This is a genomic window from Sphaerisporangium viridialbum, assembly GCF_049674955.1.
In the GTDB taxonomy this organism is placed as follows: Bacteria; Actinomycetota; Actinomycetes; order Streptosporangiales; family Streptosporangiaceae; genus Sphaerisporangium; species Sphaerisporangium viridialbum.
The window spans coordinates 5,851,875-5,876,682 of record NZ_CP187232.1 but is presented as its reverse complement, the minus strand read 5'-3'; the positions used below and the strand labels follow the sequence as shown (position 1 = coordinate 5,876,682).

The 24,808-nt window shown below is 69.3% G+C and carries 22 protein-coding genes, 1 pseudogene and 1 riboswitch; of the genes and pseudogenes, 9 read left to right on the top strand and 14 right to left on the bottom strand.

Annotated elements, in window-relative coordinates; genetic code table 11:
• Positions 1–5: 5 nt before the first annotated feature.
• The 5 genes from ACOZ38_RS26445 to ACOZ38_RS26425 form a co-directional block, all read right to left on the bottom strand.
• On the bottom strand, positions 6–1,439 hold the full coding sequence (locus ACOZ38_RS26445) for a GH1 family beta-glucosidase (RefSeq protein WP_424533859.1): 1,434 nt from the start codon (positions 1,437–1,439) through the stop codon (positions 6–8).
• Complete coding sequence (locus ACOZ38_RS26440) at positions 1,436–2,317, bottom strand: carbohydrate ABC transporter permease (RefSeq protein WP_424533858.1); 882 nt, start codon at positions 2,315–2,317, stop codon at positions 1,436–1,438. The genes ACOZ38_RS26445 and ACOZ38_RS26440 overlap by 4 nt, the downstream gene beginning before the upstream one ends.
• Complete coding sequence (locus ACOZ38_RS26435; RefSeq protein ID WP_424533857.1) at positions 2,314–3,291, bottom strand: carbohydrate ABC transporter permease; 978 nt, start codon at positions 3,289–3,291, stop codon at positions 2,314–2,316. The genes ACOZ38_RS26440 and ACOZ38_RS26435 overlap by 4 nt, the downstream gene beginning before the upstream one ends.
• A gap of 365 nt (positions 3,292–3,656) precedes the next feature.
• Entirely contained in the window at positions 3,657–5,003 is a 1,347-nt protein-coding gene (locus tag ACOZ38_RS26430; protein WP_424533856.1) for an ABC transporter substrate-binding protein, read from the bottom strand.
• Positions 5,004–5,494: 491 nt separating this feature from the next.
• On the bottom strand, positions 5,495–6,178 hold the full coding sequence (locus ACOZ38_RS26425; RefSeq protein ID WP_424533855.1) for a CHAP domain-containing protein: 684 nt from the start codon (positions 6,176–6,178) through the stop codon (positions 5,495–5,497).
• A gap of 14 nt (positions 6,179–6,192) precedes the next feature.
• Positions 6,193–6,342, bottom strand: a riboswitch (cyclic di-AMP (ydaO/yuaA leader).
• Between the two features lie 885 nt (positions 6,343–7,227).
• On the opposite strand from ACOZ38_RS26425, the gene ACOZ38_RS26420 reads away from it, so the two are divergent.
• The 3 genes from ACOZ38_RS26420 (at position 7,228) to ACOZ38_RS26410 (ending at position 9,750) form a co-directional block, all read left to right on the top strand.
• Positions 7,228–7,395: a hypothetical protein gene (locus tag ACOZ38_RS26420; protein ID WP_424533854.1), complete on the top strand. Its 168-nt coding sequence runs from the start codon at positions 7,228–7,230 to the stop codon at positions 7,393–7,395.
• A gap of 124 nt (positions 7,396–7,519) precedes the next feature.
• A complete protein-coding gene (locus ACOZ38_RS26415; RefSeq protein ID WP_424533853.1) occupies positions 7,520–8,506 on the top strand; it encodes a hypothetical protein in 987 nt (328 codons plus the stop codon).
• A gap of 14 nt (positions 8,507–8,520) precedes the next feature.
• Positions 8,521–9,750, top strand: a complete 1,230-nt coding sequence (locus ACOZ38_RS26410) for a DUF6716 putative glycosyltransferase (RefSeq protein WP_424533852.1) — start codon at positions 8,521–8,523, stop codon at positions 9,748–9,750.
• A gap of 95 nt (positions 9,751–9,845) precedes the next feature.
• On the opposite strand, the gene ACOZ38_RS26405 is transcribed toward ACOZ38_RS26410, so the two are convergent.
• Positions 9,846–10,502 (bottom strand): response regulator, encoded by a 657-nt coding sequence (locus ACOZ38_RS26405; protein WP_424533851.1) that lies wholly within the window; start codon positions 10,500–10,502, stop codon positions 9,846–9,848.
• Between the two features lie 5 nt (positions 10,503–10,507).
• Positions 10,508–11,524: a HAMP domain-containing sensor histidine kinase gene (locus ACOZ38_RS26400; RefSeq protein WP_424533850.1), complete on the bottom strand. Its 1,017-nt coding sequence runs from the start codon at positions 11,522–11,524 to the stop codon at positions 10,508–10,510.
• A 174-nt stretch (positions 11,525–11,698) separates the two neighbouring features.
• Between ACOZ38_RS26400 and ACOZ38_RS26395 the strand changes: the two genes are divergently transcribed.
• From ACOZ38_RS26395 to ACOZ38_RS26375, 5 genes and pseudogenes are all read left to right on the top strand, one after another.
• On the top strand, positions 11,699–12,325 hold the full coding sequence (locus tag ACOZ38_RS26395; protein WP_424533849.1) for an SPFH domain-containing protein: 627 nt from the start codon (positions 11,699–11,701) through the stop codon (positions 12,323–12,325).
• Between the two features lie 70 nt (positions 12,326–12,395).
• A complete protein-coding gene (locus ACOZ38_RS26390) occupies positions 12,396–12,668 on the top strand; it encodes a hypothetical protein (RefSeq protein WP_424533848.1) in 273 nt (90 codons plus the stop codon).
• Positions 12,669–12,748: 80 nt separating this feature from the next.
• Positions 12,749–13,171, top strand: coding sequence for a CBS domain-containing protein (locus ACOZ38_RS26385; protein WP_424533847.1), 423 nt, complete (start codon positions 12,749–12,751; stop codon positions 13,169–13,171).
• Positions 13,172–13,400: 229 nt separating this feature from the next.
• Complete coding sequence (locus tag ACOZ38_RS26380; RefSeq protein WP_424533846.1) at positions 13,401–14,687, top strand: SLC13 family permease; 1,287 nt, start codon at positions 13,401–13,403, stop codon at positions 14,685–14,687.
• A gap of 218 nt (positions 14,688–14,905) precedes the next feature.
• A pseudogene (locus ACOZ38_RS26375) lies at positions 14,906–15,157 on the top strand (Tn3 family transposase); the annotation flags it as partial.
• A 274-nt stretch (positions 15,158–15,431) separates the two neighbouring features.
• Here ACOZ38_RS26375 and ACOZ38_RS26370 read toward each other — a convergent pair.
• Together ACOZ38_RS26370 and ACOZ38_RS26365 are read right to left on the bottom strand one after the other, a co-directional pair.
• On the bottom strand, positions 15,432–16,094 hold the full coding sequence (locus ACOZ38_RS26370) for a response regulator (RefSeq protein WP_424533845.1): 663 nt from the start codon (positions 16,092–16,094) through the stop codon (positions 15,432–15,434).
• Positions 16,091–17,221, bottom strand: coding sequence for a sensor histidine kinase (locus tag ACOZ38_RS26365; protein ID WP_424537090.1), 1,131 nt, complete (start codon positions 17,219–17,221; stop codon positions 16,091–16,093). The genes ACOZ38_RS26370 and ACOZ38_RS26365 overlap by 4 nt, the downstream gene beginning before the upstream one ends.
• A 76-nt stretch (positions 17,222–17,297) precedes the next feature.
• Here ACOZ38_RS26365 and ACOZ38_RS26360 point away from each other — a divergent pair, with 76 nt between their 5' ends.
• Entirely contained in the window at positions 17,298–18,170 is an 873-nt protein-coding gene (locus ACOZ38_RS26360; protein WP_424533844.1) for a type II CAAX prenyl endopeptidase Rce1 family protein, read from the top strand.
• A 262-nt stretch (positions 18,171–18,432) separates the two neighbouring features.
• Here ACOZ38_RS26360 and ACOZ38_RS26355 read toward each other — a convergent pair whose 3' ends face one another.
• From ACOZ38_RS26355 to ACOZ38_RS26335, 5 genes are all read right to left on the bottom strand, one after another.
• Positions 18,433–19,662 (bottom strand): epoxide hydrolase family protein, encoded by a 1,230-nt coding sequence (locus ACOZ38_RS26355; RefSeq protein ID WP_424533843.1) that lies wholly within the window; start codon positions 19,660–19,662, stop codon positions 18,433–18,435.
• Positions 19,663–19,677: 15 nt separating this feature from the next.
• Entirely contained in the window at positions 19,678–20,154 is a 477-nt protein-coding gene (locus tag ACOZ38_RS26350) for a MarR family winged helix-turn-helix transcriptional regulator (RefSeq protein ID WP_424533842.1), read from the bottom strand.
• 58 nt (positions 20,155–20,212) lie between these two features.
• Complete coding sequence (locus tag ACOZ38_RS26345) at positions 20,213–21,487, bottom strand: polysialyltransferase family glycosyltransferase (RefSeq protein ID WP_424533841.1); 1,275 nt, start codon at positions 21,485–21,487, stop codon at positions 20,213–20,215.
• Positions 21,484–22,446 carry a glycosyltransferase family 2 protein gene (locus tag ACOZ38_RS26340; RefSeq protein WP_424533840.1) on the bottom strand — a complete coding sequence of 321 codons (963 nt, stop codon included), beginning with the start codon at positions 22,444–22,446 and terminating at the stop codon, positions 21,484–21,486. Before ACOZ38_RS26340 ends, ACOZ38_RS26345 begins: the two co-directional genes overlap by 4 nt.
• A 216-nt stretch (positions 22,447–22,662) precedes the next feature.
• The gene (locus ACOZ38_RS26335; protein ID WP_424533839.1) at positions 22,663–24,723 is read right to left on the bottom strand and encodes an N-acetylneuraminate synthase family protein; all 2,061 of its coding nucleotides are present in this window, start codon (positions 24,721–24,723) and stop codon (positions 22,663–22,665) included.
• Between the last annotated feature and the right edge of the window lie 85 nt (positions 24,724–24,808).

Here is a 24,808-nt window from a genome sequence, read left to right as displayed (position 1 = left end):
AGGCCTTATTCTGCCGGACCGCGGAGACCGCCTCGGCGAATAGTGTCCGCGTACCAGTACGCGCTGGCCTTGGGGGTTCTGCGCTGAGTGGGATAGTCGACGTAGACGAGCCCGAACCGCTTGCCGTATCCCCATGCCCACTCGAAATTGTCCATCAAGGACCAGGCGAAGTATCCCTTCAGGGGTATCCCCGCCTCGATGGCGGCGTGGCAGGTGCGCAGGTGCGCCTCGATGTAGGCCAGGCGGTCCTGGTCGTCCACCGTCTCGCCGTCCACGACGTCCTCGAAGGCCGCGCCGTTCTCCGAGATGACCAGGGGGATGCTCGGGTAGTCGCGGGCGACCCGCTGGAGCACCTCGTACAGGCCGATGTCGTCGATCTCCCAGCCCATCGAGGTGACCGGGCGCCCGCCGTTCACGAAGGAGATGTGCTCGCTGCCCGGCCACGGCGAGCCGGCGCCGGTCGGCGCGGCGGCGGCGGAGGCGGCACCGCCCGGCTTGCCCGACACCGTGAAGCGGCTGTAGTAGTTCACCATCAGCGTGTCGAACGGCGTGGAGATCGTCTCCAGGTCGCCGTCCTGGATGAAGTCGATCTCGGTGACGCCGCTCAGGTCCTCGAGGACGTCCTCGGGGTAGGAGCCCTTCAGCAGGGCGTCGAGGAAGAACCGGTTCTGCAGGCCGTCGATGCGCCGGGCGGCGTCCAGGTCGGCCTCGTCCTGCGAGGCCGGGCTGATCGCGTACAGGTTGACCGACCCGCCGATGTTGACCTCGGCGCCCTGGGCGCGCAGCGCCTGCACCGACAGCCCGTGGGCGAGGTTGAGGTGGTGGGCGGCCCTGATGGAGGCGGCGGGCTCGCGCCGTCCCGGAGCGTGCTCGCCGGAGGCGTAGCCGAGGAAGGCCGCGCACCAGGGCTCGTTCACGGTGCTCCAGTTGCGCACCCGGTCGCCGAGGGCCTGGTGGACGCACGCCGCGAAGTCGGCGAAGCGCTTCGACGTGTCGCGTGCCGGCCAGCCGCCGAGATCCTCCAGCGCCTGGGGCAGGTCCCAGTGGTACAGGGTCAGCCAGGGCTCGATGCCGTGGCCGAGCAGCTCGTCCACCAGGCGGCGGTAGAAGTCCAGGCCCGCCTCGTTGACCTCGCCCGCCCCGTCCGGCTGGATCCGCGGCCAGGAGACCGAGAAGCGATAGGCGGTCAGGCCCAGGTCGGCCATGACCGCCACGTCGTCGCGGTAGCGGCGATAGTGGTCGATCGCGACCTCGGCGTTCTCGCCGTTGAGTACGCGGCCCGGCTGCCGGACGAACGTGTCCCAGATGGAGGTTCCGCGCCCGTCGGCGCTGATCGAGCCTTCGATCTGGTACGCCGAGGTGGCGGCGCCCCAGACGAAGCCCGTCGGGAACACCAGGGCAGGGGCGTCGGTCTCGGGTTGAGTCTCCTGCGTGGTCACGCTTTGACCGCACCTTCCATGAGTCCGCCGACGATCTGCCGGCCGAACGCGACGAAAACAACAATGAGGGGTAGTACGGAAAGGGCCGTGCCCGTGAAGATCAGCACGTAGTCCGTGGTGTGGGCCGCGGTGAGGAAGCTGATCGAGACCTGCACCGTGGGGTTCTCCGGGGTGAGGACGATCAGGGGCCACATGAACTCGTTCCAGTTCAACATGAAGGTCTGCAGTGCCAGGACCGCCATGCCGGGCCGTACGGCGGGCAGGATCACGTTCCACCAGATGCGCATCGTGGACGCGCCATCCACCCTGGCCGCCTCGACCAGTTCCTCGGGAACGGCCTGGTGGGTGTACTGCGTCATCATGAACACGCCGAAGCCGTTGAGCAGGTACGGCAGGATGACGGCCTTGAGCGTCCCGACCCAGCCGAGGCTCACCATGAGCTGGTAGAGCGGGACGATGCCCATCTGCTGCAGCGGCACCATCATCGTGATCAGGATGGAGCCGAGCAGCAGGTTGCGCCCGCGGAAGTGGAGCCGGGCGAAGGCGAAGCCCGCGAACGTCGAGATGATCACGACGGAGATCGTCACGGTGGAGGTGACGATCAGCGAGTTCATCAGGCCGGTGAGGAAGTGCGCGTCCTCGGTGTTGAGCACCCGCTGGATGTTCTCGCCGAGGTTGCCGCCGGGAATCAGGGGCGGCGGTACCTCGACGGCGTCGGAGTTGGTCCGCGACGCGATGATGACCATCCAGTAGATCGGGAAGATCGACAGGACGATGGTGAACAGCAGGGAGATCTTGGTGAGCGGCGTGGCGCGGAAGGGGTCCCGCTTGCTCCTGGCGGCGGCCCGGCCGGGCCTGACCTGCGTGATGGCGGTCACTTGCTGCCCCCGATCCGGCGGACGAACGCGTAGTTGATCGCGACGCCGAGGAGGATCAGGATGAACAGCAGCCAGGCGGCCGCCGCCGCGTAGCCGTAGTCGAAGTCCCTGAACCCCTGTTTGACGATGTACATCGCGATCGTCTGGAACTGACCGGTACTGCCACCCTCCATCCGGTTGTTGCCGAACATGACCGGCTCGGCGAAGAGCGTCAGCCCGCCGATCGTGGAGACGAAGACCGTGAAGATGATGGTCGGGCGGATCATCGGCAGCGTGATGCTCCAGAACTGCCGGCGGGAGGACGCCCCGTCGATCGACGCCGCCTCGTAGAGGTCGCGGGGGATCGTCTGCATGCCCGCGAGGTAGATGATCGCGTTGTAGCCGGTCCAGCGCCAGTCGACCATGGTGGCGATCGCGGTCCAGGACGACCACTTGGCGTTCTGCCAGTTGATGTTGTCCACGCCGAGGGACCCGAGCACGTAGTTGATCAGGCCGAAGTCACGGCCGAAAAGCTGGGTGAAGACGATGGCGACCGCTACGACCGAGGTGACGAGGGGCAGGAGCACCCCCAGGCGGAAGAACAGCCGCCCCCGGATCCGCTTGTTCAGGGCGTTGGCAAGCATGAGCGCGAGGACCAGCTGCGGCACCGTCGCCAGGGCGAAGATGCCGACGGTGTTGATCACCGCGTTCCAGAAGTCGGCGTCCGTCAGCAGGTTGGCGTAGTTCGCGAGGCCCGTGAACTTGGCGTCGCCGCCGGCCAGCTCGTAGTCGTGGAGCGAGACCCACAGGGTGAAGATGAGCGGAAACAGGCCGAAGATCGCGAAGAGGATGAAGTACGGCGAGATGAGGAAGTAGGGCGTGGCCTTCAGGTCGAGCTGGGACAGGAAGCGGCGTGAGGATCCCGATTGGTGGCGCCCCGGCCGGTGTGGGGGAGGCGCGGGATCCGCACGATGGATGCGGACGTTGACGCTCATCGGAATTCCGGGGCGGGTCCCCTGGCCTTCAGCCGTGGGGAGAGTGCCCCATTCTCCTTCTTTCGTCGAAAGCGATGTGTGGTGTGCCCGCCGCCGGGCGATGAGCACGTTCGGCGGGAGTGCCACGGAGGCAGGGGCCGCCCTGGCGGCGGCATGGGGGGTCCTCCGGTCGATGAGCCGCGAACTTTCAGCCCATGTGGGGCGGACTCCACAGGGTCTGTCCGTCGGGAGGAGGTCAACGGTTTACCTTTCGGCGCTCGGAGCGAAGGGCGGCAGCGTGGTTCCGCTGCCGCCTGCCGCTCAGGAGGGGAGGTCACCGGCCCGCCGGAGGGTTGCCGCGGGGGGCCGGTGACGTTCGGGGACGATCAGCCCGCCGCCTTCTGGCCCGCCTCGACGAACTTCTGCCATGCCTCGCCGTAGGGCACGGCGCCCTGGTCCATGCCGATGATGATCTGCTCCACCGCGGCCTTCACCTGGGCGTGCTTCTCACCGAGGAAGGTCGGCTGGAGCGACTTGATGGACGGCCCGAAGATCTTGCCGATGGGCGCGTTGTCGAAGTACTCGTTGGTCGCGCTCTGGAGCTCGGGGTTGTCCTGCGCCGGGATGGTGCTGGGCAGGTTGCCGCCCTCCTTGAACGCCAGCAGCTGCGCTTCCGGGCTGGTCAGGTAGCTGGCCAGCTCGGCGGCCTCCTTCGGGTGCTTGGACTGCTTGGGCACCGCGAGCCAGGAGCCGCCCCAGTTGCCGCCGCCACCGGGGACCGTCGCGACGTCCCACTTGCCCTTGAACTTGTCACCGGCGGTGCCGGACACCACGCCGAGCATCCAGCCCGGGCAGCCGAGGGTCGCGAACTGCGACTTCACGAAGCCCGTGTTCCACGGGTCGGTGAAGTTCTGCAGCTTGGCGGTCAGACCGGCCTGGCTGATCTTCGTGGTGAAGTCGAACGCGCTCTTGACGGCCGGGTTCTTGTCCACGATCAGCTGCTGGTTCTTGTCGAAGTAGGTGACGTTGCCGTTCTTGGCGGACTCCTGCGACAGCACCACGTTGTAGATGGTGTTGACGCTGTCCACGAACTTGGCGTCCTTGACCTTGGCCTGGAAGTCCTGGCCGGCCTTGACGAAGTCGTCCCAGCCGCCGCTCCACAGCTTCGAGACCTCGTCCCGGTCGGTGGGCAGTCCGGCCTTCTTGAACAGGTCGGTGCGGTAGCAGATGCTCATTCCGCCGACGTCGGTGCCGAGGGCGAACAGCTTGCCCTCCGAGTTGAGCCCGTTCTCCCACTTCCACGCGGGGAAGTCGGCCTGACGGCTCTGCAGGCCGTACTGACCGAGATCGGTGAAGAACTGGGGCCGGGCCTTGGCCAGGCCCATGCCGCCCTCGTCGATGCCAACGACGTCACCGGCACCCGTGCCGGACTGGAGCCACTGCAGCATCTGGGGCCAATAGACGTTCTCGAAGCTGTCGGTCAGGTTGTTGTACTTGACCTGCACATTCGGGTGCTCGGCGTTCCACTTCTCAACGGCGGACTTGTAACCGAAGTTGGTGCCGCCGCCGAAGGTCTGCAGCGTGAGGGTGATCTTCTCCGCCGGCGCGGCTGACGACGAGCCGCCGGTGGTGCTACCGGTGTCGCTGGACGAGCACGCGGTGGTGATACCGAGCGCGGCGGTCATCACCGATGCGACCGCGAGCATTCTGCCGCGGCGCATGTTGTTCTTCATTCCGGACCCCTCTCAGGTGGTTGCCCGATCGTTGGGAGGTGGCATCGAGGGCCGGCCCCGACAGTCGGGCCCCGCGATGTGCTGGATCCCTCAGTCGTGATCCCGCGAGGGGCTGCCTCGCGAGCGAAGTTTGGGAGCGCTCCCACGAAGAGTCCCCGATAGGCAATGCTGGCGTCAATATGCTGAAACCTAACTGTTACTCCTGGGGCTGTTAGGAGCTTGAAATCAGACGTTGTGCGCGATAAGGGTTATTGGCGGTATTGGGAGCGCTCCCACTGCTAACCGGCACAGTCGGGCGCAAATCATCCATGCGCCACGGGATCGCCCGGCTCCCGGGCCTGGAGAAAGCACGGTGCCGTACGGCCGGCGGAGTGGGTCGCAGGCCGTACGGCACCGAGGGGAACGGGCGTCCTCCGTGGGAGGGGGAGGGGCGCCTTCGATGGTCGGGAGGGCGGGCGCCCCGCGAGATGGAGAGCGCCCGGGAGGTGATGTCAGGCGGCGTAGCTCGGGTAGCCGTAGCCGACGACCTGGGAGGCCGGGCGGGTACGGATCTCGACCTTGCCGTTGCCGGTGTTGCCCTCGACGGTCTTGATCGTCCCGTCGCCGTTGTCCTTGATGACGAAGCCGACGTGGTCGATGTTGTCGAGGTTCTTGCTGCGGCCCCAGTCGAAGAAGACGACCGCGCCGGGCTTGGGAGTGCTGCCCCAGCGGTCCTGCGAGGCGAACCACTTGGCGTGCGCGACGGTGTAGGCATCGATGCCCACGGTGTCCTGCATGCCGAGCTGGCTGCCGACCCAGGAGACGAACATGTCGCACCAGGCGGCGTTGGCGTACCCGGCGATGGAGCCGCTGTCGCGGGCCACAGTCTCCTTGGCCCTCGGGGAGCTCATGTACCAGGAGTGGAACTTGGTGCCGCCGCCAGCGCTGTTCTCGGAGATGCCGACCTGTCGTTCCGCCAGCTTCAGGAGCTGCTCGGCGGAGACCTGCCGCACGGTTTCCGGAGCCTTCACGGTGTTCGGGGCCTCGGCGGCCGCGAGGTTGCGCCCCGTGTCGTCGGCGGAGGCGGCGTGGGCCGCGAGAGTCGTGCCCGCCACGGCCTGGGCGACGACCAGGCCGCCGAAGGCGAAGGCTTTGAGATGGTTCTTTGGGGCGTCCAGAAGCCGATGTATCGACATTGACAAGGGGATACTCCTTCTTCCAAGCCGCCTACCGGGTTAGCTGACGGGTTCGGGCGTGGAAGTCGCCCTACGGGAGCGTCCGTGGGAAGTGACGGCCCCGATTCACCCCAGAGGAGGTGGGTCCCCGGCTCCGCGCGACGCGGACTCGGCGTAGCGCGTATCGGCGGGAGAGGGATCTCCGCAGAGGACCGAGCCGCGCTGTGCAATCTCCACGGCACGAGCGGGGTACTCAAACAGGCAGTACCTGTACCAGGAGTCCACTCAGAGTAATACATCGGACAAACAGATGCAAACAGGACAAAAGTCCGGGCTGGATGGGGGACCTGGACGGCAAACCCGCCTTGACCACGCCGGGGGCGCAGGAGCTTGGGGTGGTGGTTCACCTGCCTTGACCTGGGTACGGAGGAGCCCTCCGCCCGCCGGGCACGTGACCGGCGGCGCTGGAGCGGCCACCGCGCCCGGCCGGGTGAAAGTGATAGTTGTGCAGGTTCAGACTGTCGTGTCAAGCGGGGCTGAAGTGACGTGAGCGTACGGCTGGTACCTGTGACGACGTGGCCGGCCGTCGTGGCATGGCCGCCGAAAGCCCTCCTTCGCTATTCATGAGCGGCGAATATCTTTAACGGTAATGCCGGGATTTCCGGTTCGCATTACCCGAACGAGACTACGGTGACGTACTCCATCCGGCCCGGTGCGGACGTCCTTTCCGGGTACGGCGGAACGCGCGGCTCGTGAACCGGGCCCGAAAGGCGTCCGGTGCCCATGGCGATTGGAGGGATGGATGGTGAAATATCCCCCACGAGCCACCCCGGCCGTGCTCACGCCCGCGGACCAGGGCCACGACCAGGGCGGCGACGGGCGCGGACCTTACCCTGGACCTGTACGGCGAGGCCGCGTACCGGCGCGCGAATTCCTTCGGCGCCGTCCACACGGACAGCCCGTCGAATGCGCCCCGAAATCAGCGGCTGCAGGTATTTCACGCCATTGGAACGGCCGCGGTGACCGGAAATAGCGGGGCCTGTTGGTATTGGCTGGAAAGGGTGGAGAACATGCGCGGTCCGGGGATCGTCGTGCCGTTGGCGGCCCTGGCCTCCCTCGCCGTGGTCGCCGGCGTCGCCGCCCCCTCTGGCCTCGTCTCCGGAGGCGACCCGAGGGCGGCCACCGTCATCACGCTTCCCGTGGCGAGCGCCGGCGCACACTCCAACGAGAACAACTAGACCTGGCTGATCCACCGTTGTTCTCCGTTCACCGGTTGTTACCCCCCGCGTCGGGTCACCCCGTTACGTTGCTTGCGTCGTGAAAGTGTCAATGCCCGGCGTGGAGAGGAACGGTCGAAGCCACGTGCGGGAGCAGGGGTCGGCCGTCGCCTGGGTGGAGTCGCCTCTCCAGTTGCTGTGCGCGGTCGAGGCACGGTACGCCGGAGTCGTCGGGCCGGGCACGCGCGTGGTGACCCGCGCGAAGCTGCCGGGGCTCCGCGTCACCCGCGCCGAGCTGGCCGCCCTCGACCTGCCCGCCGGGCTGGAGATCGAGACCGCCGACGGCGCGATGCCCCGCCCCGGCCGGGACGCCGCGTGGGTCCTCGGAGACGCCTTCTCCGGGAGGATGCAGCTCACCTCGCTCACCGCCGCCCCCGCGCGGATGGTCCTGGTGGACGACGGCCTCGCCACGATCCGCCTGCTGGAGCTGCTCACCGCCAGGCTCGGCACCCCGCTCCTGCGCGCCCGTGCCAAGTCCGGCCCGACGCGGCGCGTCCTCGGGGCCGCCGCCTCGGTCCGGCTGCGCGCCGCCGCCCGGGCCGGACGGCTCACGGTGTTCACCGCCCTGCCCGTGCCCGCCGAGCTGGCCAAGGCCGTACAGGGGCTCGGGGCCGAGCTGGTGACCCACGACTTCGCCTGGCTGCGCTCCCAGCCCGCCGTCGCGCACCCACGTCCCCCCGAGAGCACGGTCGTCCTCGGCACGTCGCTGGTGCGCAACGGGCTGATCCACCGTGACCGCTACCTCGCCTGGCTCTTCGGGCTTCAGGGGCCGCTGGCCTACTACCCGCACAGGCGGGAGGACCCCGGCGACCTCGCGGCGGTCCGGGGCCACCCCGGCGTCACCGTCTACGACGGCGGGGTCCCCGTCGAGATGACGCTGCGGGACCTGCGGCCGGGGCAGCGCGTGCTCAGCCTGCCCTCTACGGCCGTCACCTCGCTGCGCGTCCTGCTCTCCGCGCGCGGCGTCCCCGTCGAGACCGTGGAGGTCCCCGACGACTGGTGGACGCCCTCCGCGACGGTCTCACTCCGTTCACACCTCCAGATGTTCGCGCACGAAAGGGCTTCTCCTTGAGCCGGGTTCTCGCTGTGGCCGATTCGGACTCCTACCTGAAGTGGGCGGCGGGTCTCCTCGACCAGCTACCCGCCGGGTGGACGCCGACGCTGGCCGTGGTGCGCACGCCGATCGTGCCGTCGCAGGGCCAGATCGCCGCCGCCGTCAGCGGGACGCGCTTCGACACCGACCAGCCGCCTTCTGTGGTGCACGCGCGCGGCCTGCGCCGCCTCGCCGAGCGCATCAGGCCGGACGTCGTGCTGGTCGCCTGCACGGGGCCCGTCGTGGACGTGCTGGTGAGCGACGTGTTCGACGGGCTGAGCCCTCGCCCGGTGTTCGTGTCCGGCCTTCCCGGCATCTCGATCCCCGCCACGGAGAAGGCCTGGCTGTACCGGGGCGGATGCGACCTCTTCGTCGTGCACAGCGGCAGGGAGGTCGAGGAGTTCGCCCGCATCGGCAAGGAGCTGGGCGCCGAGGGCTCGGTGGCGCTCGCCCGCCTGCCCTACCTCGACCAGGCCGTCGCGCGCCCCGCCGCCGCCGACCAGCTCGTCTTCCCCTCCACGACGGCCCCGCCGAACCGGGTGGTGTTCGCGACCCAGGCGAAGGTGCCGAAGCGGCGCGAGGAGCGCGAGAGCATCCTGCTGGCCCTCGCGGGGCTCGCCACCGCCCGTCCCGACCTGGACGTCGTGGTCAAGCTCCGGGCCCTTGAGACCGAGCGCCAGACCCACAACGAGCGGTACCACTACGAGCGGCTGTGGCGGCAGCTCGTCGAGACGGGCGCGGTGCGCGACGGCGCCGTGCGGTTCGCGGCGGGCGCGATGCGCGAGCACCTCGCCGAGGCCGCGGCGTTCGTGACCGTCAGCTCCACGGCGGCCCTGGAGGCCATCGCGGGTAAGGTCCCGCTGCTCGTGCTCTCCGACTTCGGGGTGAGCGCCGAGATGATCAACCTGGTGTTCGAGGACAGCGAGTGTCTCGGCACCCTGGAGGAGCTCGCGCGCGGCGACTTCCGGCAGCCCGCCGCCGCGTGGCGCGACGCCAACTACTTCCACGACCCGGCCGTGAGCGACTGGGTGGTCAAGCTCGCCGCCCTGGTGGACCAGGCGCGCACGGGCGGCCTCGGCCCGGTGCGGCCGCTGCTCGACGGGCCGGGACACGCGGCGGCCCGCCGACGCGCCCGGCTCCGCGTCGAGGTCCCCCCGGACGTGCTGCGCGTCGGCTACCGTGCCGGCCGCCGCGTCCGCCGCTACCTGAAGGCCCTCGGCTAGTCACCCTCAACCGGCCAGAACCCCCGACGGACACCGAGTAAGAGGTCCTACACAATGATCAGCGGACGAGGCGTCGCCAGCAGACGCATCCAGGTTCACGGTTCGACGAGGCCTGCGCGGATGGCGTAGCGGGTCAACTCGAGCCGGTCGCGCATGCCGAGTTTCTGCAGGATGTTCGCACGGTGGCGGTCGACGGTCTTCACGCTGATGACGAGCGTCTCGGCGATCTCCTTGGCGGAGTTGCCCTCGGCGATCAGCTTGACGATTTCCTCCTCGCGGGGCGTCAGGATGCTGCCGGGCACCCGCTCACCCTGCCGGTCGCGCTGCAGGTAGTCACGAATGAGCGCGGTGATCGCGCCGGGATAGATGAAGGGCTCGCCGCGCATCGCCGCCCGACACGCTTCCAGGAGGTCACGGTCGGCGACCGACTTGAGCACGTAGCCCGAGGCGCCCGCCTTGAGCGACTCGAAGAAATAGTGCTCGTTGTCGTACATGGACAGGATCAGGATGCGGATGCCGGGGGCGCGCCTGGAGATCTCGCGGGCCGCCTGGATTCCTGTCATCCGCGGCATCGCGATGTCCAAGATGGCCAGGTCGACCTCGTCGGCGGAGGCGGCCTCGACGGCCTCGGCGCCGTCGGCCGCCTCCGCGACGACCATGAGATCGGGTTCGGCGTCGAGGATGAGCCGCAGCCCGTGGCGGACCAGGGCGTGGTCGTCGGCCAGCAGGATCCGTGTCTTGGGCGTATTCACCAGGTTCAGCTCCGCTTCGCCGTGTTGGGTACGACCAGGCGTACGTCGGTGCCGCCGCCTCGCGGGGAGGCGATGGTGAGGCGGGCGCCGATGAGAAGGGCGCGCTCGCGCATGCCGCGGATCCCGGCCCCCTCCTGGAGCGCGCCGCCCCGCCCGTCGTCGGTGATGCGCAGTGTCAGGTCGCCGGGTTTCGCGGTCAGTGACAGCTCCACCCGGGTGGCGTGGGCGTGCCTGGCCACGTTGGTGAGGCCCTCCTGGGCGATCCTGTAGAGGACGAGTTCGACGTCGCTGCTCAGGGTGGGTAGGTCGGGGTCCACTCTGCGGGTGACCGGGATCCTGCTGACTGCCGAGAAGTCGCTGCTCAGGGCGGTCAGCGCGCTCTGCAGCCCGAAATCCTCCAGGACGCCGGGGCGCAGCCGGCGGGCGACCTGGTGTACCTCGTCGAGGCTGGCGCGGACCGTTTCCTGGATGGTGTGCAGTTCCTCGCGGAGGTCGTCGGGTGCCCGGTCGACTGTGCGCTTCAGGCCGAGGAGCACCACGGTGAGGCTCTGGCCGATCTCATCGTGCAGCTCGCGCGCGATGCGCTGCCGCTCGCCCTCCTGCGCTGCCAGCGCGTGCGCGCTGCTCGCGCTGCGCTCCGCCTCGAGCCGATCGAGCATCGCGTTGAAGGTGTCGATGAGGTGGGTGAGGTCGCCGTTGCCGTTGTGGGTGAGGCGGTCGCTGGTCCGCAGCAGGTCGACGCGCTGCATCAGGGTGGCGAGCGCGTCGAGTGGCGCCAGGCTGGTGCGCAGCAGCAGCGTGTTGGCGGTGAGGATCAGCGCCAACCCGACCGTCAGGACCGGTACCTCGGCCAGCAGGAGCGGCGACGACACCGTGGCGGGGGACAGCGCGAGCACGAGCGTCCCGACTGTGAACACCAGCCCGTTGATCACGAACAGTCGCCGGAACAGCGCTTGCGCGGGGGTTCGCGCGCGTGGCGCGGCCCGCCGTTTGTCGGTGTGCCGGTCGGCGCGGTCGTTCATCTCACCAGCCTCATCGCCGCAAGGCGCGGTTGTCCATGAGTGATTCCTCCCATTGCCGCACGTCGTCCCTACATGTCCTACCCCGCCACAGATGGGTGTTGGACCTGATGGTGGCGGGTCGGCAGTGCCGTACAAACTTAAGCGAAAGGTACAGAACGCCGGGAAGGGGACGTGATGGTCGTGATCGCCGCCGCTCCGCAAGCCTACGCGCTGCCAGAGCCGGCCCTGCTCGCCTCGGACACGTCTGTCGCCTGGGCCATCGCGGCAGGGCTGGCTCTGGCGGCGCTCGCGGTCTGCGCCTTCCGGGTCATCTCAGAGGGCGAGCGCCTGGTGGTGTTCCGGTTCGGCCGTTTCGCCACGGTGAAGGGCCCCGGCCTCGCCGTCGTGCTGCCGGGTGTCGATCGCGCGGTACGGGTCCCGCTGGGCACGACCTATGTCGATCTTCTCTGGCTCGAGGCCGTCACCAGGGATGGCGTCGCGGTGACCGTCAACAGCACCGCGCTGGCCTCTGTAGAAGATCCGGTCTCCTACGCCCTGAGCAGGAACTCGCCGAACTCGGCCACCGTGGCCGCGGCGGAGGCGGAGATCCGCGGCTACGTCGCAGAACGCGACCTCGTGGAGCTGTCGGAACCGTCCGAAGGCGACCTGTGCGATCTGTCGGCCAGGGTCAGTCACCGCACCCGCGATTGGGGCGTGGAGGTCACGCTCATCGAATTCTCCCGCGTGGAGATACGGCTCAAAGCAGACCTGATCCGCTGGGCGGAGGGATTCGCGGCCCGCGCCCTGCAGGCAGCCCGGTGAGAGGGCCGGGCACCATGATCGCGGCTCATGCCCCGATTCACCACAGCCCAGGAAGGGAGGCACCTGCGAAGTGAATATCACCCGTACCACCGTGCCCGGCATCGGCGCCGTGCATCACTGTGCGACCCGAGCAGGACAGCGCTTCGGCGTGCTGGTGGACGATGCCGGCCGTCGGCGGCTCCTTATCTATGACCCCGCCGATCTTGACGTGCCGCTGCAGAGCATCGTCATGGAACACGATGAGGCCGACCGGGTCGCCGAGCTCCTGCACAGCCGGCCCATTCCCGACCGGCTCGCTGTCCTGGAACGCCGTTTCGCCGAGATCACCGGGGAGGCGCCGTGACCGCGCCGCAGACGGCCCGTCGCCTCGCCCAACGGGATGGTGCAATGCAAGCGCGGGATATCGCCGTGAATCTGCCGACGGTGACCGTTGGTGACCCCGTCGCGAAGGCCATACGGGTGATGGCGCTGGGCCGGCTGCCCGGGCTGATCGTCGTGGACGACAAGGCGCGGCCCTGGACGGTGCTTCCGGGAACCCAGGTGCTGCGCCTGGCGGTCCCCGGCGCCTATCAGGAGGACCCGGCGCTTGCCCGGGCGATCGACGAGGCCCACGCCGACCTGTTCTGGCAGGAACTAGGTGACCTGACGGTGGGTGACTGCCTGCCGCGCCAGCCGGCCAAGCCGGTGACGGTACGGCTCGACGCGACCCTGCTCGAGGTGGCCGCCCTCATGGCCAGGCTCCGCAGCCCGCTCGTGGCGGTGGTCGGCCGCGACGGCGTGCTGACCGGAGCGATCACCTTGGAGCGGCTGCTCACCAACCTGGCGCTTTCCAGCCCCGGCGGCTGACCGGACCCGGCGAGCCGCCACAGCAACCCCCGGGCATGTGCCGCTGACTTCGTTTCGCTCGGCCCGTGATGCCGCAGTGTGCCCATCGTTCGGAGGCCATTTCCGTGGACCGCTTTTCCGTATCGGCACCGCCATGGCCTGTCGCGCCATCAGCCGCCCTCCCCTCATGCATCAATCCCGCCGACGTGGCAGCCTCCCGAGTCCGGGCCGGACCGCCGGGGCGTGAGGGATGAGCGCCGTCCTTGCTCTCGCGATCTTCTTGGTGGCGTTCTTTTTCATCGCCACCGAGAAGGCGAACAAGGTCAAAGTGGTGCTCATCGCCGCCGGGATCATGGCCGTCTTGGGCCTCACTCCCGGCGCCGACATGTTCTTCTCCGAACACAAGGGCATCGACTGGAACGTCATCTTCCTGCTGCTCGGCATGATGATCATCGTCGGCATCATCAAGCAGACGGGGATCTTCGACTACCTGGCCATCTGGGCGGCCAAGAGATCGAAGGGCGAGCCGTACCGGCTCATGGTCATGCTGATGGGCATCACCGCGATCGCCTCGCCGTTCCTCGACAACGTCACCACGATCATGCTCGTCGCGCCGGTCACGGTGGTGGTCTGCGACCGGCTGCGCGTCCCCGCCCAGCCGTACCTCATCGCCGAGGTCCTCGCCTCCAACATCGGCGGCGCCGCCACGCTCATCGGCGACCCGCCCAACATCATCATCGCTAGCCGCGCCGGGCTGACGTTCAACGACTTCCTCGCCCACATGGCCCCCGTCGTGGTCGTCATCTTCGTGGTGTTCGTGCTGTTCACCCGGGTGCTGTTTCGCAAATCGTTCTACTACGACCTCGAGCACGTCGCCGCGGTGATGACGCTGCAGGAGCGTCGCGCCATCACCGACCCGAAACTGCTTGCGCGGTGCATGGTCGTCTTCGTCTTCGTCGTCGTCGGGTTCAGCCTGCACTCCGTGATGCACCTGGAACCGTCGATCATCGCCCTGGTCGGCGCCGGAGTGATGCTGCTGGTGTCTCGCGCCGACATCTCAGAGGTCCTACGCGAGGTCGAATGGCCCACCTTGGTCTTCTTCATGGGCCTGTTCGCCATGGTCGCGGGACTGGTGCACACCGGCGTCATCGCGACCATCGGCGCCTGGGCCGTCGACGCGTTCGGCGACAACTACTTCTTCGCGGCCACGGCGCTGCTGTTCGGCTCCAGCGTGCTGGGCGCCTTCTTCGACAACATCCCCTACGTCGCCACGATGGCGCCCATCGTGGAGGACATGGTCGCCCAGGCCCCGGATTCGCAGACCGGGCAGGCACTATGGTGGGCCTTCGCTCTGGGCGCCGACTTCGGCGGCAACGGCACCGCGGTGGCGGCCAGCGCCAACGTCGTCGCCATCGGCATCGCCGCGCGAACCGGCCACGGCATCAGCTTCTGGCAGTTCACCAAGTACGGCGTCCTGGTAACCGTGCTGAGCACGCTAATGGCATGGGTGTACATCTGGTTGCGCTACTTCACCTGATGGCCCTAGGGCTACGCCCGGTAGTACGTGGATGATGAGGTTGGGATCAGGGGGAGGATCGGTCCGGATTCTGGCGCCAGAGAGTCGATCTTGACGACGATTCGGTGAGCTCGCCGAAGCATCCGGGGTCGGTGCCCGGCTTTGTCGGATATGGAGCGCGGACGCAGTAAAGGACCCCAGCGCCGAACCGTCACCGCCCTCGCGGACGGAACGCCGCGCCGGAGGAGCAGATCCGTCCGCTGCTGCCGGGTCACCTGGTCCAGGCCGCGATCGTCTACCTCAACACCCGCATGGTCCAGATCGTCCTGGCCGAACCCAAGTGGCGCAAGAAGCTCACCGACGCCGACCGGCGCGGCCTGTCCGCCCTGTTCTGGTCGCATCTGAACCTGTACGGGAAGGTCGAGCTCGACATGAGCAAACAACTCGACCTCGGGCCCTCGCCCGAACTCGGTCTCGGGGAAGCGAGCTGACCGGGCATGCTGGACCTGCACAATCCCCGCACAACCCCCGTGAATAGGAGAGCCCCGACGTGGGTGAGGTACTTTGCCGGCCTCCTCATCGGTGACAACAAGCGTGCCTCACCAGTACCGGCCGTGCTGTTCACGCGGCCGCTGCGGTGACAACTATCGCGCTTGGCTCACGCCTTCCAAGAACTGGAGCTGTGCGGTCGGAAGAACAGACATCGAAGGTCACCGTCGAAGAGTGCGGTAGGTACGGGGTCCTGGGGAACCCCGACGTACCCGATCAAGCCCCATACTCCTCAGACGGGCCGGCGGCGACCCGCAGGGCCAGCTGGGTGCGGTCGCGAAGCCCGAGCTTGCGTAGGACGCTGGAGATGTGGTTCTTCACCGTGCCCTCGGTGACGAATAGCGCCTCGGCGATCTCCCGGTTGGCCGCGCCGATCCCCACCAGCCGGGCGACCTCGCTCTCCCTGGCTGACAGCAGCGCCTCTCCCCGGAAGTCGGCCCGCGAGGGTGAAGCGACGCGCGACAGCCGGGCGATGACCTTGGTCGCGGCCGGATCCTCCAGCACCGTCCCGCCCAGGCCGACCTTGCGGATCGTCTCGACCAGGACGCTTGGCGAGGTGTCCTTGAGCAGGTAGCCGCGGGCCCCCGCGCGCAGTGCGCCGAACAGGTAGTCGTCCTCGTCAAAGGTGGTCAGCACGATGCAGGCCACCTCGGGATGGTCGCGCGCGAGCTGCCTGATGAGCTCCACCCCGTCCATCCGGGGCATTCGGGCGTCGACCAGGGCGACCTGCGGCGCGCAGCCCGCCACCAGCTCAAGCGCCTCGACCCCGTCGGCGGCCTCGCCGACGACCTGGAGATCCGGCTCGAACTCCAGGAGTTTGCGTAGGCCCTGACGCATGAGGAGCTGATCCTCCACCAGCATGATGCGCAGAGACTTCACGGCACCTGCACCCGTAGCGTGAGCCCCCGGCCCTCGGCGCCGTGCACCGCGAGCGTCCCGCCTACGTCCTGGGCGCGCTCAGCCAGCGCGGAGAGCCCGAACCCACGGGCCAGCGCCGCCTCGGAAGCCCCCTTGCCGTCGTCGCCCACGGTCAGGGCGACCCATTCGGCGTCGAAGTCCAGTACGGTCCATACCTGGCTCGCCCCGGCGTGACGCAATGCGTTGGTCAGCCCTTCCTGCAGCGCCCGGTAGAGCACCAGCTCGCTGGCGCGCTCCAACGGCCGTTCCCTGCCTTTCACCTCGAACCGCACGTCGATGCCGGTGCCGTCGAAGGACAGCGCCAGCTCGCGTAGCGCCGCCCCGCCCGCCCCGTTCTCCAGCGCCAGCGGGCGCAGGGCCCTGACCCAGCGACGGGCTTCGGCGTAGGCCTGCTGGATCAGCTCCTTGGCCTGGCCCACCTCCTGCCAGGCGGCCTCAGGCCTCAGGTGGCGGAAACGTTCGGCGTTCTCCAACCCGATCTTGATCACGGTCAGGTGGTGGCCGAGAGAGTCGTGCATGTCACGAGCCATCCGCGCGCGCTCCTGGGTCACCGCGTTCTCGCTGGCCCGCTGAGAGTGCCTGCGCAGCTCACGCAGCAGGCCCTCGGCCTTCCTACGTTGGTTGCGGGCCTCCAGCACCGCCGCCGACACCGCCAGGACGAAGCCCGCCATCAAGGCGGTCACTCCGCACTGACGCAGAACATCGAACCAGGTGGCGTCGTAGAGGAGGATCATGCTGCCCGCCATCACCCCCGCCGCGGCGGCCGACAGAACCGCACCCGTGGTTACGCCGTACATCAAGGTCACGTTCGCCAGGGCGATGAGCAGGATCGGCGACGCCACGCCGTACCCATCGAGCGCCGCCGCGGCGAAGGCAGTCAGCAGGAACAACGGCGGTAGCAGCCTGCGGCCGCCCATGATCGCCGAGTCCCACGGCAACCGACGCCAGAGCACGACCAGCACAGCCAGCGTGAGCCCGAACGGGACCAGCTCCCAGCCGAGCCTCGGTCCCATCCCTATCGCGACGACCGCGGCGACGTCCACCCAGAACACCAGCCCGAAGAACGGCGGCCGGGCCCCCATTTCCATCACCAACCGAACATTAACCGCCCGGACCGACCCACCACATCATCCTGCGGGCGTAGCACCGGCCATGACCGCAGTCATGGTCGAGGACCTGTCGCAGGCTCGATGCGCCGCCCATCCGCCCTCCCTAGCGTTTGCTGACATGACGATCTTCCGTACGGCAGGCGGACGACTGAGGCCCGGCTGGTACTGCCTCCTAGCCTTCTTCGCGCTCATGGCCACCACCCTCGTCGGCATCACGCTCGATCTGCTGCTCCGATTAGTCCCCGGGCTACCCGAGACACTCCACTTCACGATCCCGGTGCTGGCCGTCGCCGCCATCGCTCCATTCCTGGTCGCCGGCGCCCGGCGCTTCATCGACCATGTGCCCGGCTTCGAACCCGGCCTCACCCGCCCCCGCACCGCCCTGCCCCACTTCCTCACCGGCCTGGCCATCGGCGTCGGAGTGATCATCGCCGCCGATGCCGTCTGCGTGGCCCTCGGTGTAGCGGCATGGCACCTCAACCTGCCAGCAGACCGGCTGATCCCCTTCGTGCTGGGACCACTTCTGGCCCAGGCGGTGCCCGAGGAGCTGTGGTATCGGGGCTACCTGTTCCGCAACCTGAGCGCCGCACTACCGCCATGGACCGCTTTCGCGCTCACCACCCTGGCATTCGGCGCCATACACCTCATCTCCAACAGCGAGGCGACCGGCATCGGCGAAAAGCTCCTGTACATGGTGCAAGCAGCCGCCTTCGGTGCCCTGCTCCTCGCCTGCCGCATCATCGGCAAGAACCTATGGCTGCCGATCGGCGCCCACGCGGGACACAACATGGCGATGCAAACCTTCATCACTTACACCCCCGGCCTCTACACCGTCCTCCTCCTCACCGAAACCACCATCATGATCATCACCGCGGGCCTCCTCCTCTTCAACCGAAGAGCCCCCGCCCTCACCAAATCCATCCCCTGACCCACACCCAGCACAACGAGCAACGCCTGCGCCATTTCGCCTCGACGAACCCGATAGCCTGCTCTGATTCCCATCCTGCCCTCCAAGAGTCGGATCCGGCAGCCGGATGCGGTAGCGCAACCGCGCCGGCCTCGACCAGGCCCTCGCCGCCGTGTGGGTCGAAGACCAGGGACCAGATCGCCCCGGCCGACGCCACCGACACAACGGTCGCCAGGGCCACCCGTCCCCCCGGCCGCGTCACCAAACTGTGAGGACAGAACAGCTAGCGGCGGCCGCGGAAGGTGCGGCGAAGGTCGTCGACCCAGTGGCCGGGGATCTCCCAGGGGATGAAGTGGCCGCCGCTCTCGTGGGCGGTGAGGTTGACGTGGTTGTACCAGGCGGCGCGGTCGCCGTCGAGGAAGCTCTGGACGCGCCGGTCGGTGGTGACGCCGGGCGGGTTCTCGTGGCCGACGAAGGTGATGCCGGTGGGCGCCTCGATCACCGGCCGCCGGTCGTGGGAGGGGGTCCAGGGGTAGCGGTTGTTGTTGGCGTAGGTGCGGATCGAGGTGCCGATCGAGTTGGTGACCCAGAAGATCATGGCGTGGGTGAGCAGGTCGTCCTTGGAGAAGACGGTCTCGACGTCGCCGCCGTTGTCGCTCCAGTTCACCCAGCGTTCGAGTATCCAGGCGAGCATCCCCGCGGGGGAGTCGGTCAGCCCGTAGGCGAGCGTGCTCGGGCCGAGCACGTGCGCGGCGAGGTGGACGGCGAACCGCCTGTCCAGCTCGACGACGCGGGCGTGTACGCCGGCGGGCAGGCCTTCGGGGATGGGTCGGCCACCGCTGAAGTCCCAGGCCCGGTCGCCCTCGAACAGGGTGAGCTTCTGCCCCGACCCGATGTGGATGGCGTACAGCTCGTCGGCGTACTTGTGCCCGAGCTGGCCGGTGACCAGCGCTCCGACGTCGCACCCCGCGGCGGCGTACTTGTCGTGGCCGAGGGTCTTGGTCATGAGGCTGTGCCAGAGGTCGGCGACCTTCCAGAAGTTCATGTCCGGGTTGTCCGGCAGCGGAGTGGAGAACCCGAAGCCGGGGAACGACGGGACGATCACGTCGAACGCCTCGGCCGGGTCGCCGCCGTGCGCGCCGGGGTCGGCCAGCGGGTCGACGACCTTGGACCAGTGCCAGAACGTCCACGGCCAGCCGTGCGTGAGGATCAGCGGCGTCGGGTTGTCGCCGGCTCCGGGCCTGCGCATGAAGTGGACCGGCACGCCCTCGACGTCGACCTGGTAGTGCTCGTAGGCGTTGATCGCGGCTTCGGCCTTCCGCCAGTCGTAGCCGGTGCGCCAGTAGTCGACGAGCTCGCGCAGGTAGGCGCGGTCGACGCCGTAGTACCAGTCCTGGTTGCCCGCGTCGAGCGGCCAGCGGGTGAGGTCAAGGCGCTGCCGGAGGTCGGCGAGCACGTCGTCGGGCACGTGGATCGGCGCCGGCGCAAGGGGGAACGGCCGGGGGTCGGACATGGTTCTGTCTCCTGTTCAGGTCTCGTGCCGCGCGTCGTGCTCACCGGTTCGCCGCCGGTTGAGATCGACTATGCGGGCCAGGGCCGGCAGGGCCGCCGCGATGGCCGTCCGCTCGTCCGGGGTGAGCCGGCCGGTGAGCTCCGCCAGGTGTGCCATTCGCTCGGCCCGCCGCCCGTCCACGATCGCGGCGCCCCGCGCGGTGATGTGCACGAGGACGGCGCGGCCGTCCGAGGGGTCGGGCCGGCGCTCGACCAGGCCGTCGCGCTCCAGCTTGGTCACGATCTGCGTGATCGCCGACTGCGTGACCTGCTCGCTCCCGGTCAGCTCGGTGAGCCGCTTCGGCCCGCCGCCTGCCAGCGTGTGGAGGACCGACAGCGTCGTGAAACTGAGCCGCCGCTCCGAGGGCAGGCGGATCGACATCCGCGTGAAGTCCTCCAGCACGTAGGTCAGATCGGCGACGCTCAGCTCGGTGGGACGGGTCTCCGAAGACACACGCGGAACTGTATCAGAAACTAATACAGAATTTAATGCAGAATCTAATGTAAATGCCTCAGCGGGTGAGGGCGCGGCGGAGGCGGGTGGTGAGGCCCCTGGCCTTGGCCGGGGGTTCCGGGGCGGGGATCAGGCCGACGGAGGCCAGGCGGCGGTTCTTGAAATAGCGCGCCTCGGCGCCGTGGGTCTCGATGTAGCGGGCGGCAGGCTCGCGCAGCTCCGGGTACGACTCGCTCTGCATGCAGAAGCCCACCGCGTCGACCAGCCCGGCGAGGTCGGCGTCCGGCGGGTCGCCGATCGATCCGTCCGGGGCGAGGCGGGGCACGGTGGCGTCGACGATCGTGACCGGGATCCGGTTGCTGTTCTCGTAGGGCGCGAGCCGTTCGAGCACGATGTCGCAGCCCATCGTGGCGATGGGGATGCCGAACAGCCGGTGCGCGGTCATCAGGGCGGTGGAGAAGCAGCCCACCACCAGCTCGGGCCGCAGGGCCTGGAAGCACACCTCCGCCGGGACGGTCTCACCGGCCACGCTCAGCTCCACGCCGAGCTCGCCGGCGACCGCGCGGAGCTGCTGGGCGTGGCGGCGCCCCGCCGCGGGGTGCGGCTTGAACAGGACCTCGCGGTGGCCCCGCGCGGCGAGGGCGCGCAGCATGGCGGCGTGCAGCTCCGCCTCCTCCTCGGGGGTGACGATCTCCAGGGCCGAGAGGTACTGGCCGAGGATGACCGCGTCGCCCTTGAGGCCGTCCGGCGCGGGCATCGCGTCCAGGACCCCCCGGAAGGCCGCGTCGGGCAGCGGGTCGGGGGCGACGCCCACCTCCCTCAGCAGCAGCGGGACGAGGCCGGGCACCAGGTCGAGGTGGAGCAGCCGGGTGATCCTTCCGTAGATCTCCTGCGGCAGCGGGTCGCGGGTGGGCCCGTAGCTCATCAGGCCGTCGGAGTACACCGTGATGGGGCAGTCGCGGATCAGCGCCGCCATCGTCCTCGACGGGGGGACCGCGACGGACTCCAGGACCAGCTCGTCCGGGCCGTCGTCCAGCGACAGGTGGGACCGCAGCAGGCGCCCGAGCATGGGCACCTCGATGACGCGGGCCTTCCAGTCGGAGGGGTGCAGGGGCGCCAGGATGTCGTTCCAGGACCAGACCTCGTCGAAGCGCCCGCGCAGCGCGGCGAAGCCCGGCGCCTCGTCCAGGGACGGCGTGACCTCCGGGATCGCGGCGTTGTTCGACACCAGCAGGATCCTGCGCCCCGTGTGCGGGCCGAACCTGCCGGCGTCCATCGCGGCGGCGAGCGTCATCGCCCCGAAGAACGTCGAGCTGTAGAAGACCTGGGTCACGTGCGGCTCTCCTCGGACTCTCGGTGGTGCCGGGGGAGCAGCGGGCGCAGCAGGGCGGCGCGCTCGGGCTCCAGCCCCGCGCCCGTCACCAGGCTCGGCGGCAGGCCGGCGAGGACGTCCTGCGCCCGGGCCTCGAACCGGGCGCGGAGCGCGGGGGAGAAGCGGTCGCCCAGCTCCAGGTGGTGCGCGAGCAGGGCGCAGAAGGTGCGCACGGCCTTGGGCAGCAGGTCGCGCTCGTTCTCCACCTGCTTGAACACCAGCTCGAACGCGTCGAAGAAGTGCAGCTGCCGCTCGTCACCGACCTGGGTCAGCGACGAGGGCACCATGCGCCGGTAGAAGACGCCGGCGAGGGAGGCCACCGCGAACGAGCGCGCCTCGCGGTGCAGGCGCCAGATCCAGGGGCGGTCCTCGGCGGTGTGCAGGTGGCCGGGGAAGGCGAGCAGGTCGCCGAGGTCGCGCCGGTAGATGCCGGCCCAGGCGTACGGGTAGTCCACCATCGTCTTGGCGCCCGCCGGGAGGATGCCGTCCCTCGGCCTGAGCACCACTCCCCGCCTGGCCTCCGGCGCCCGGTGGACGACCCGCTTGCGCCCCTCCACCTGGACGTGGTCGACCCTGACGAAGTCGCAGCCGAGGCCCTCGATCGCGGCCACGAGCCGGGGGAGGTACCCCGGCGCGACCCAGTCGTCGCCGTCCATGAAGGTGACGTACCTGCCGGACGCCAGCGACAGGCCGGCGTTGCGCGCGTCCGCCAGCCCCACGGGCGACGCGTTGCGCAGCACGGTCAGGCCCGGGAGGTCGTCGCGGAAGTCCTCGATGATCCTCGGGGTCGCGTCGGCCGAGCCGTCGTCGACGACGATGAACTCGAAGTCGTGCCGGGCGTTGCGCCGCAGCGAGGTGAGCGCGTCGGCGATGTACGGCTCGGCGTCCCTGACCGGCACCACGACGGACAGCGTGATCACCGGTGGCCCCCAGCGTGCGTCACTTGGTGATTCTCCTCTGGTCCTCCAGGCACGGCGCGGGCCCTCGGACGGACGGCGGAATGGATGGACGGGTGGTGCGGATGGTGCGAGTGGTGCGGATGGTGCGAGTGGTGCGGAGCCCTAGCGCTTCGGGGCCCGCAGACCGTGGTCTGAGGGCCCCTTCGGACGGTGGCGCGGGTCGTGCCTGGACGGGCGTCAGACGGTGACGCGGCGCAGGCGGGCCTTGGGGGCCTCCTCGCCGGGGAACACCCGCTTGACGCCGTCGCCGAGGGCGGACTCGATGATCCGGATGTCCCGCACCAGGTGCTCCAGCCCGCTCGGCTCCAGGGAGGCGGCGTGGTCGGAGCCCCACATCGTGCGGTCCAGCGTGATGTGCCGCTCCACGGTGACCGCGCCGAGCGTGACGGCGGCCAGCGAGATCTGCAGGCCCCGCTCGTGCCCGGAGTAGCCGACCGGGACGCCGTAGCGGTCCTGGAGGGTCATGATCGTGCGGAGGTTGGCCTCCTCCGGCGGCAGCGGGTAGGTGGAGGTGGCGTGCATCATCACGAGCTTGGAGGTGCCGAGGATCTCGACGGCCTCGTCGATCTCCTCGAGAGTGGACATGCCGGTCGACAGGATGATCGGCTTGCCCGTGGCGGCGAGGCGGCGGAGCAGCTCGTGGTCGGTCACGCTGGCCGAGGCGACCTTGTGCGTGACGACGTTCATCTCCTCCAGGAAGTCGACCGAGGGGATGTCCCACGGGGAGGCGAACCAGTCGAGGCCCCGCTCGGCGCAGTACTTCGCGATCTGGGTGTACTCGTCGCGGCCGAACTCGGTGCGGATCTTGTACTCCATGTAGGTCATCTCACCCCACGGAGTCTGCCGGATCTGGCTTCGCTGCTCGAGCGGAACGCAGATCTCGGGCGTGCGCTTCTGGAACTTCACGGCCTGGCAGCCCGCGTCGGCGGCGACGTCGATGAGCCGGCGCGCGATGTCCAGGTCGCCGTTGTGGTTGATGCCGATCTCGCCGATGACGTACACCGGCTGCCCGGGGCCGACCAGCGACTCGCCGATCTGCACCGGGGCGCCCTTCACCCGCAGCGTGGCGCGCGGGCCCGCGGCCGTGGGCTCGGCGTCGGCGGGCCGCGAGGCGAGCACGCGGTCGCACAGCTCGCGCACGGCGCCCGCGCCGCCCGGGTGGTCGAGCACGATGCGGGCGGCGGCCCGTACGCGGGGGTGGGCGTTCGGCACGGTGACCGGCCAGCCGACCAGGTCCATGCAGCCGAGGTCGTTGACGTCGTTGCCCACGTAGGCCACGCGGGCGGGGTCCAGGCCCTCGATGCTCAGCCAGTCGCGCAGCGCGGTGTGCTTGGAGGCGAGGCCCTGCAGGACCGGCACGCCGAGCTTGCGCGCGCGGGCGGCGACGACCGGGTTGCGCTCGGTCGACAGGATCAGCAGCTTCACGCCCGACCGCTTGAGCAGGGAGATCCCGAGGCCGTCGGAGCGGCTGACGGCGACCGCCTCGCGGCCGTCCTGGTCGACGTAGACCAGGTCGTCGGTGTGCACGCCGTCGAAGTCGGTGATCACCGCGTCCACGTCGACCGGCCCGGGCCGGTCCACGAACGGCGCGAGCGCCCGTACCATCTCCAGGTCCTCGGGGGTGTCGACCTCGACGGCGTGGCGCGGCGGCACGGGCTGGACGGCGACGGTGCCGAAGAACCGGTGGCCGTGTTCCCGCAGGCCGGCGGTGCGGATGGCGTAGAAGGCGCCGGTCTCGCGGTACTCCGCCTCGCGGTCCTGGCGGCGCGGGCGGTGGGCCGGGTCGTGGTTGACCCCGCTCACGCCGCCGTCGCGGGCGGCCCACACGAACTCGTGGGTCGCGAGACCCGAGAAGACGACGTCGGCGGTCCCGTCGAGGACCTTCGCGACCGCGGCGTCCAGGTCGGCGGCGTCGATGAAGGCGCTCGTGCACTGGACGAGCACGACGACCTCGGGGTCCGCGTCGAGCTGGTCGAGCGCGTGCAGCAGGGCCGACTCGCTGGAGGCGGTGGCGCCGCTCAGCTCGGCGGGGCGCTCGATCACGCGGGCGCCCGCGGCCTTGGCGGCGGCGGCGATCCCCTCGTGGTCGGTGCTGACCACGACTTCGTCGATCAGCTCGGCCCCCGCGCAGGAAGCCACCGCGCGGGCGACCAGGGGCGTGCCGCCCACCTTGGCCAGGTTCTTGAGCGGGACGCCCGCAGAACCTCCACGGGCGGGGACGACGGCCAGGACTCGCAAGGTGACTCCCTGATATGCGGTGTAACGAGCGGTCGTCGCGGCGACACGCTCGTAGGGTGTCACGCACGCTAACCACCGGTTCAGT

What these genes read in the sequence shown, in the direction of transcription:
- ACOZ38_RS26435 (WP_424533857.1), bottom strand. Translation starts at nt 3,291, where the DNA reads ATGAGCGTCAACGTCCGCATCCATCGTGCGGATCCCGCGCCTCCCCCA.
- ACOZ38_RS26430 (WP_424533856.1), bottom strand. Translation starts at nt 5,003, where the DNA reads ATGAAGAACAACATGCGCCGCGGCAGAATGCTCGCGGTCGCATCGGTG.
- ACOZ38_RS26425 (WP_424533855.1), bottom strand. Translation starts at nt 6,178, where the DNA reads ATGTCGATACATCGGCTTCTGGACGCCCCAAAGAACCATCTCAAAGCC.
- ACOZ38_RS26420 (WP_424533854.1), top strand. Translation starts at nt 7,228, where the DNA reads ATGCGCGGTCCGGGGATCGTCGTGCCGTTGGCGGCCCTGGCCTCCCTC.
- ACOZ38_RS26400 (WP_424533850.1), bottom strand. Translation starts at nt 11,524, where the DNA reads ATGAACGACCGCGCCGACCGGCACACCGACAAACGGCGGGCCGCGCCA.
- ACOZ38_RS26395 (WP_424533849.1), top strand. Translation starts at nt 11,699, where the DNA reads ATGGTCGTGATCGCCGCCGCTCCGCAAGCCTACGCGCTGCCAGAGCCG.
- ACOZ38_RS26380 (WP_424533846.1), top strand. Translation starts at nt 13,401, where the DNA reads ATGAGCGCCGTCCTTGCTCTCGCGATCTTCTTGGTGGCGTTCTTTTTC.
- ACOZ38_RS26365 (WP_424537090.1), bottom strand. Translation starts at nt 17,221, where the DNA reads ATGGAAATGGGGGCCCGGCCGCCGTTCTTCGGGCTGGTGTTCTGGGTG.
- ACOZ38_RS26360 (WP_424533844.1), top strand. Translation starts at nt 17,298, where the DNA reads ATGGTCGAGGACCTGTCGCAGGCTCGATGCGCCGCCCATCCGCCCTCC.
- ACOZ38_RS26355 (WP_424533843.1), bottom strand. Translation starts at nt 19,662, where the DNA reads ATGTCCGACCCCCGGCCGTTCCCCCTTGCGCCGGCGCCGATCCACGTG.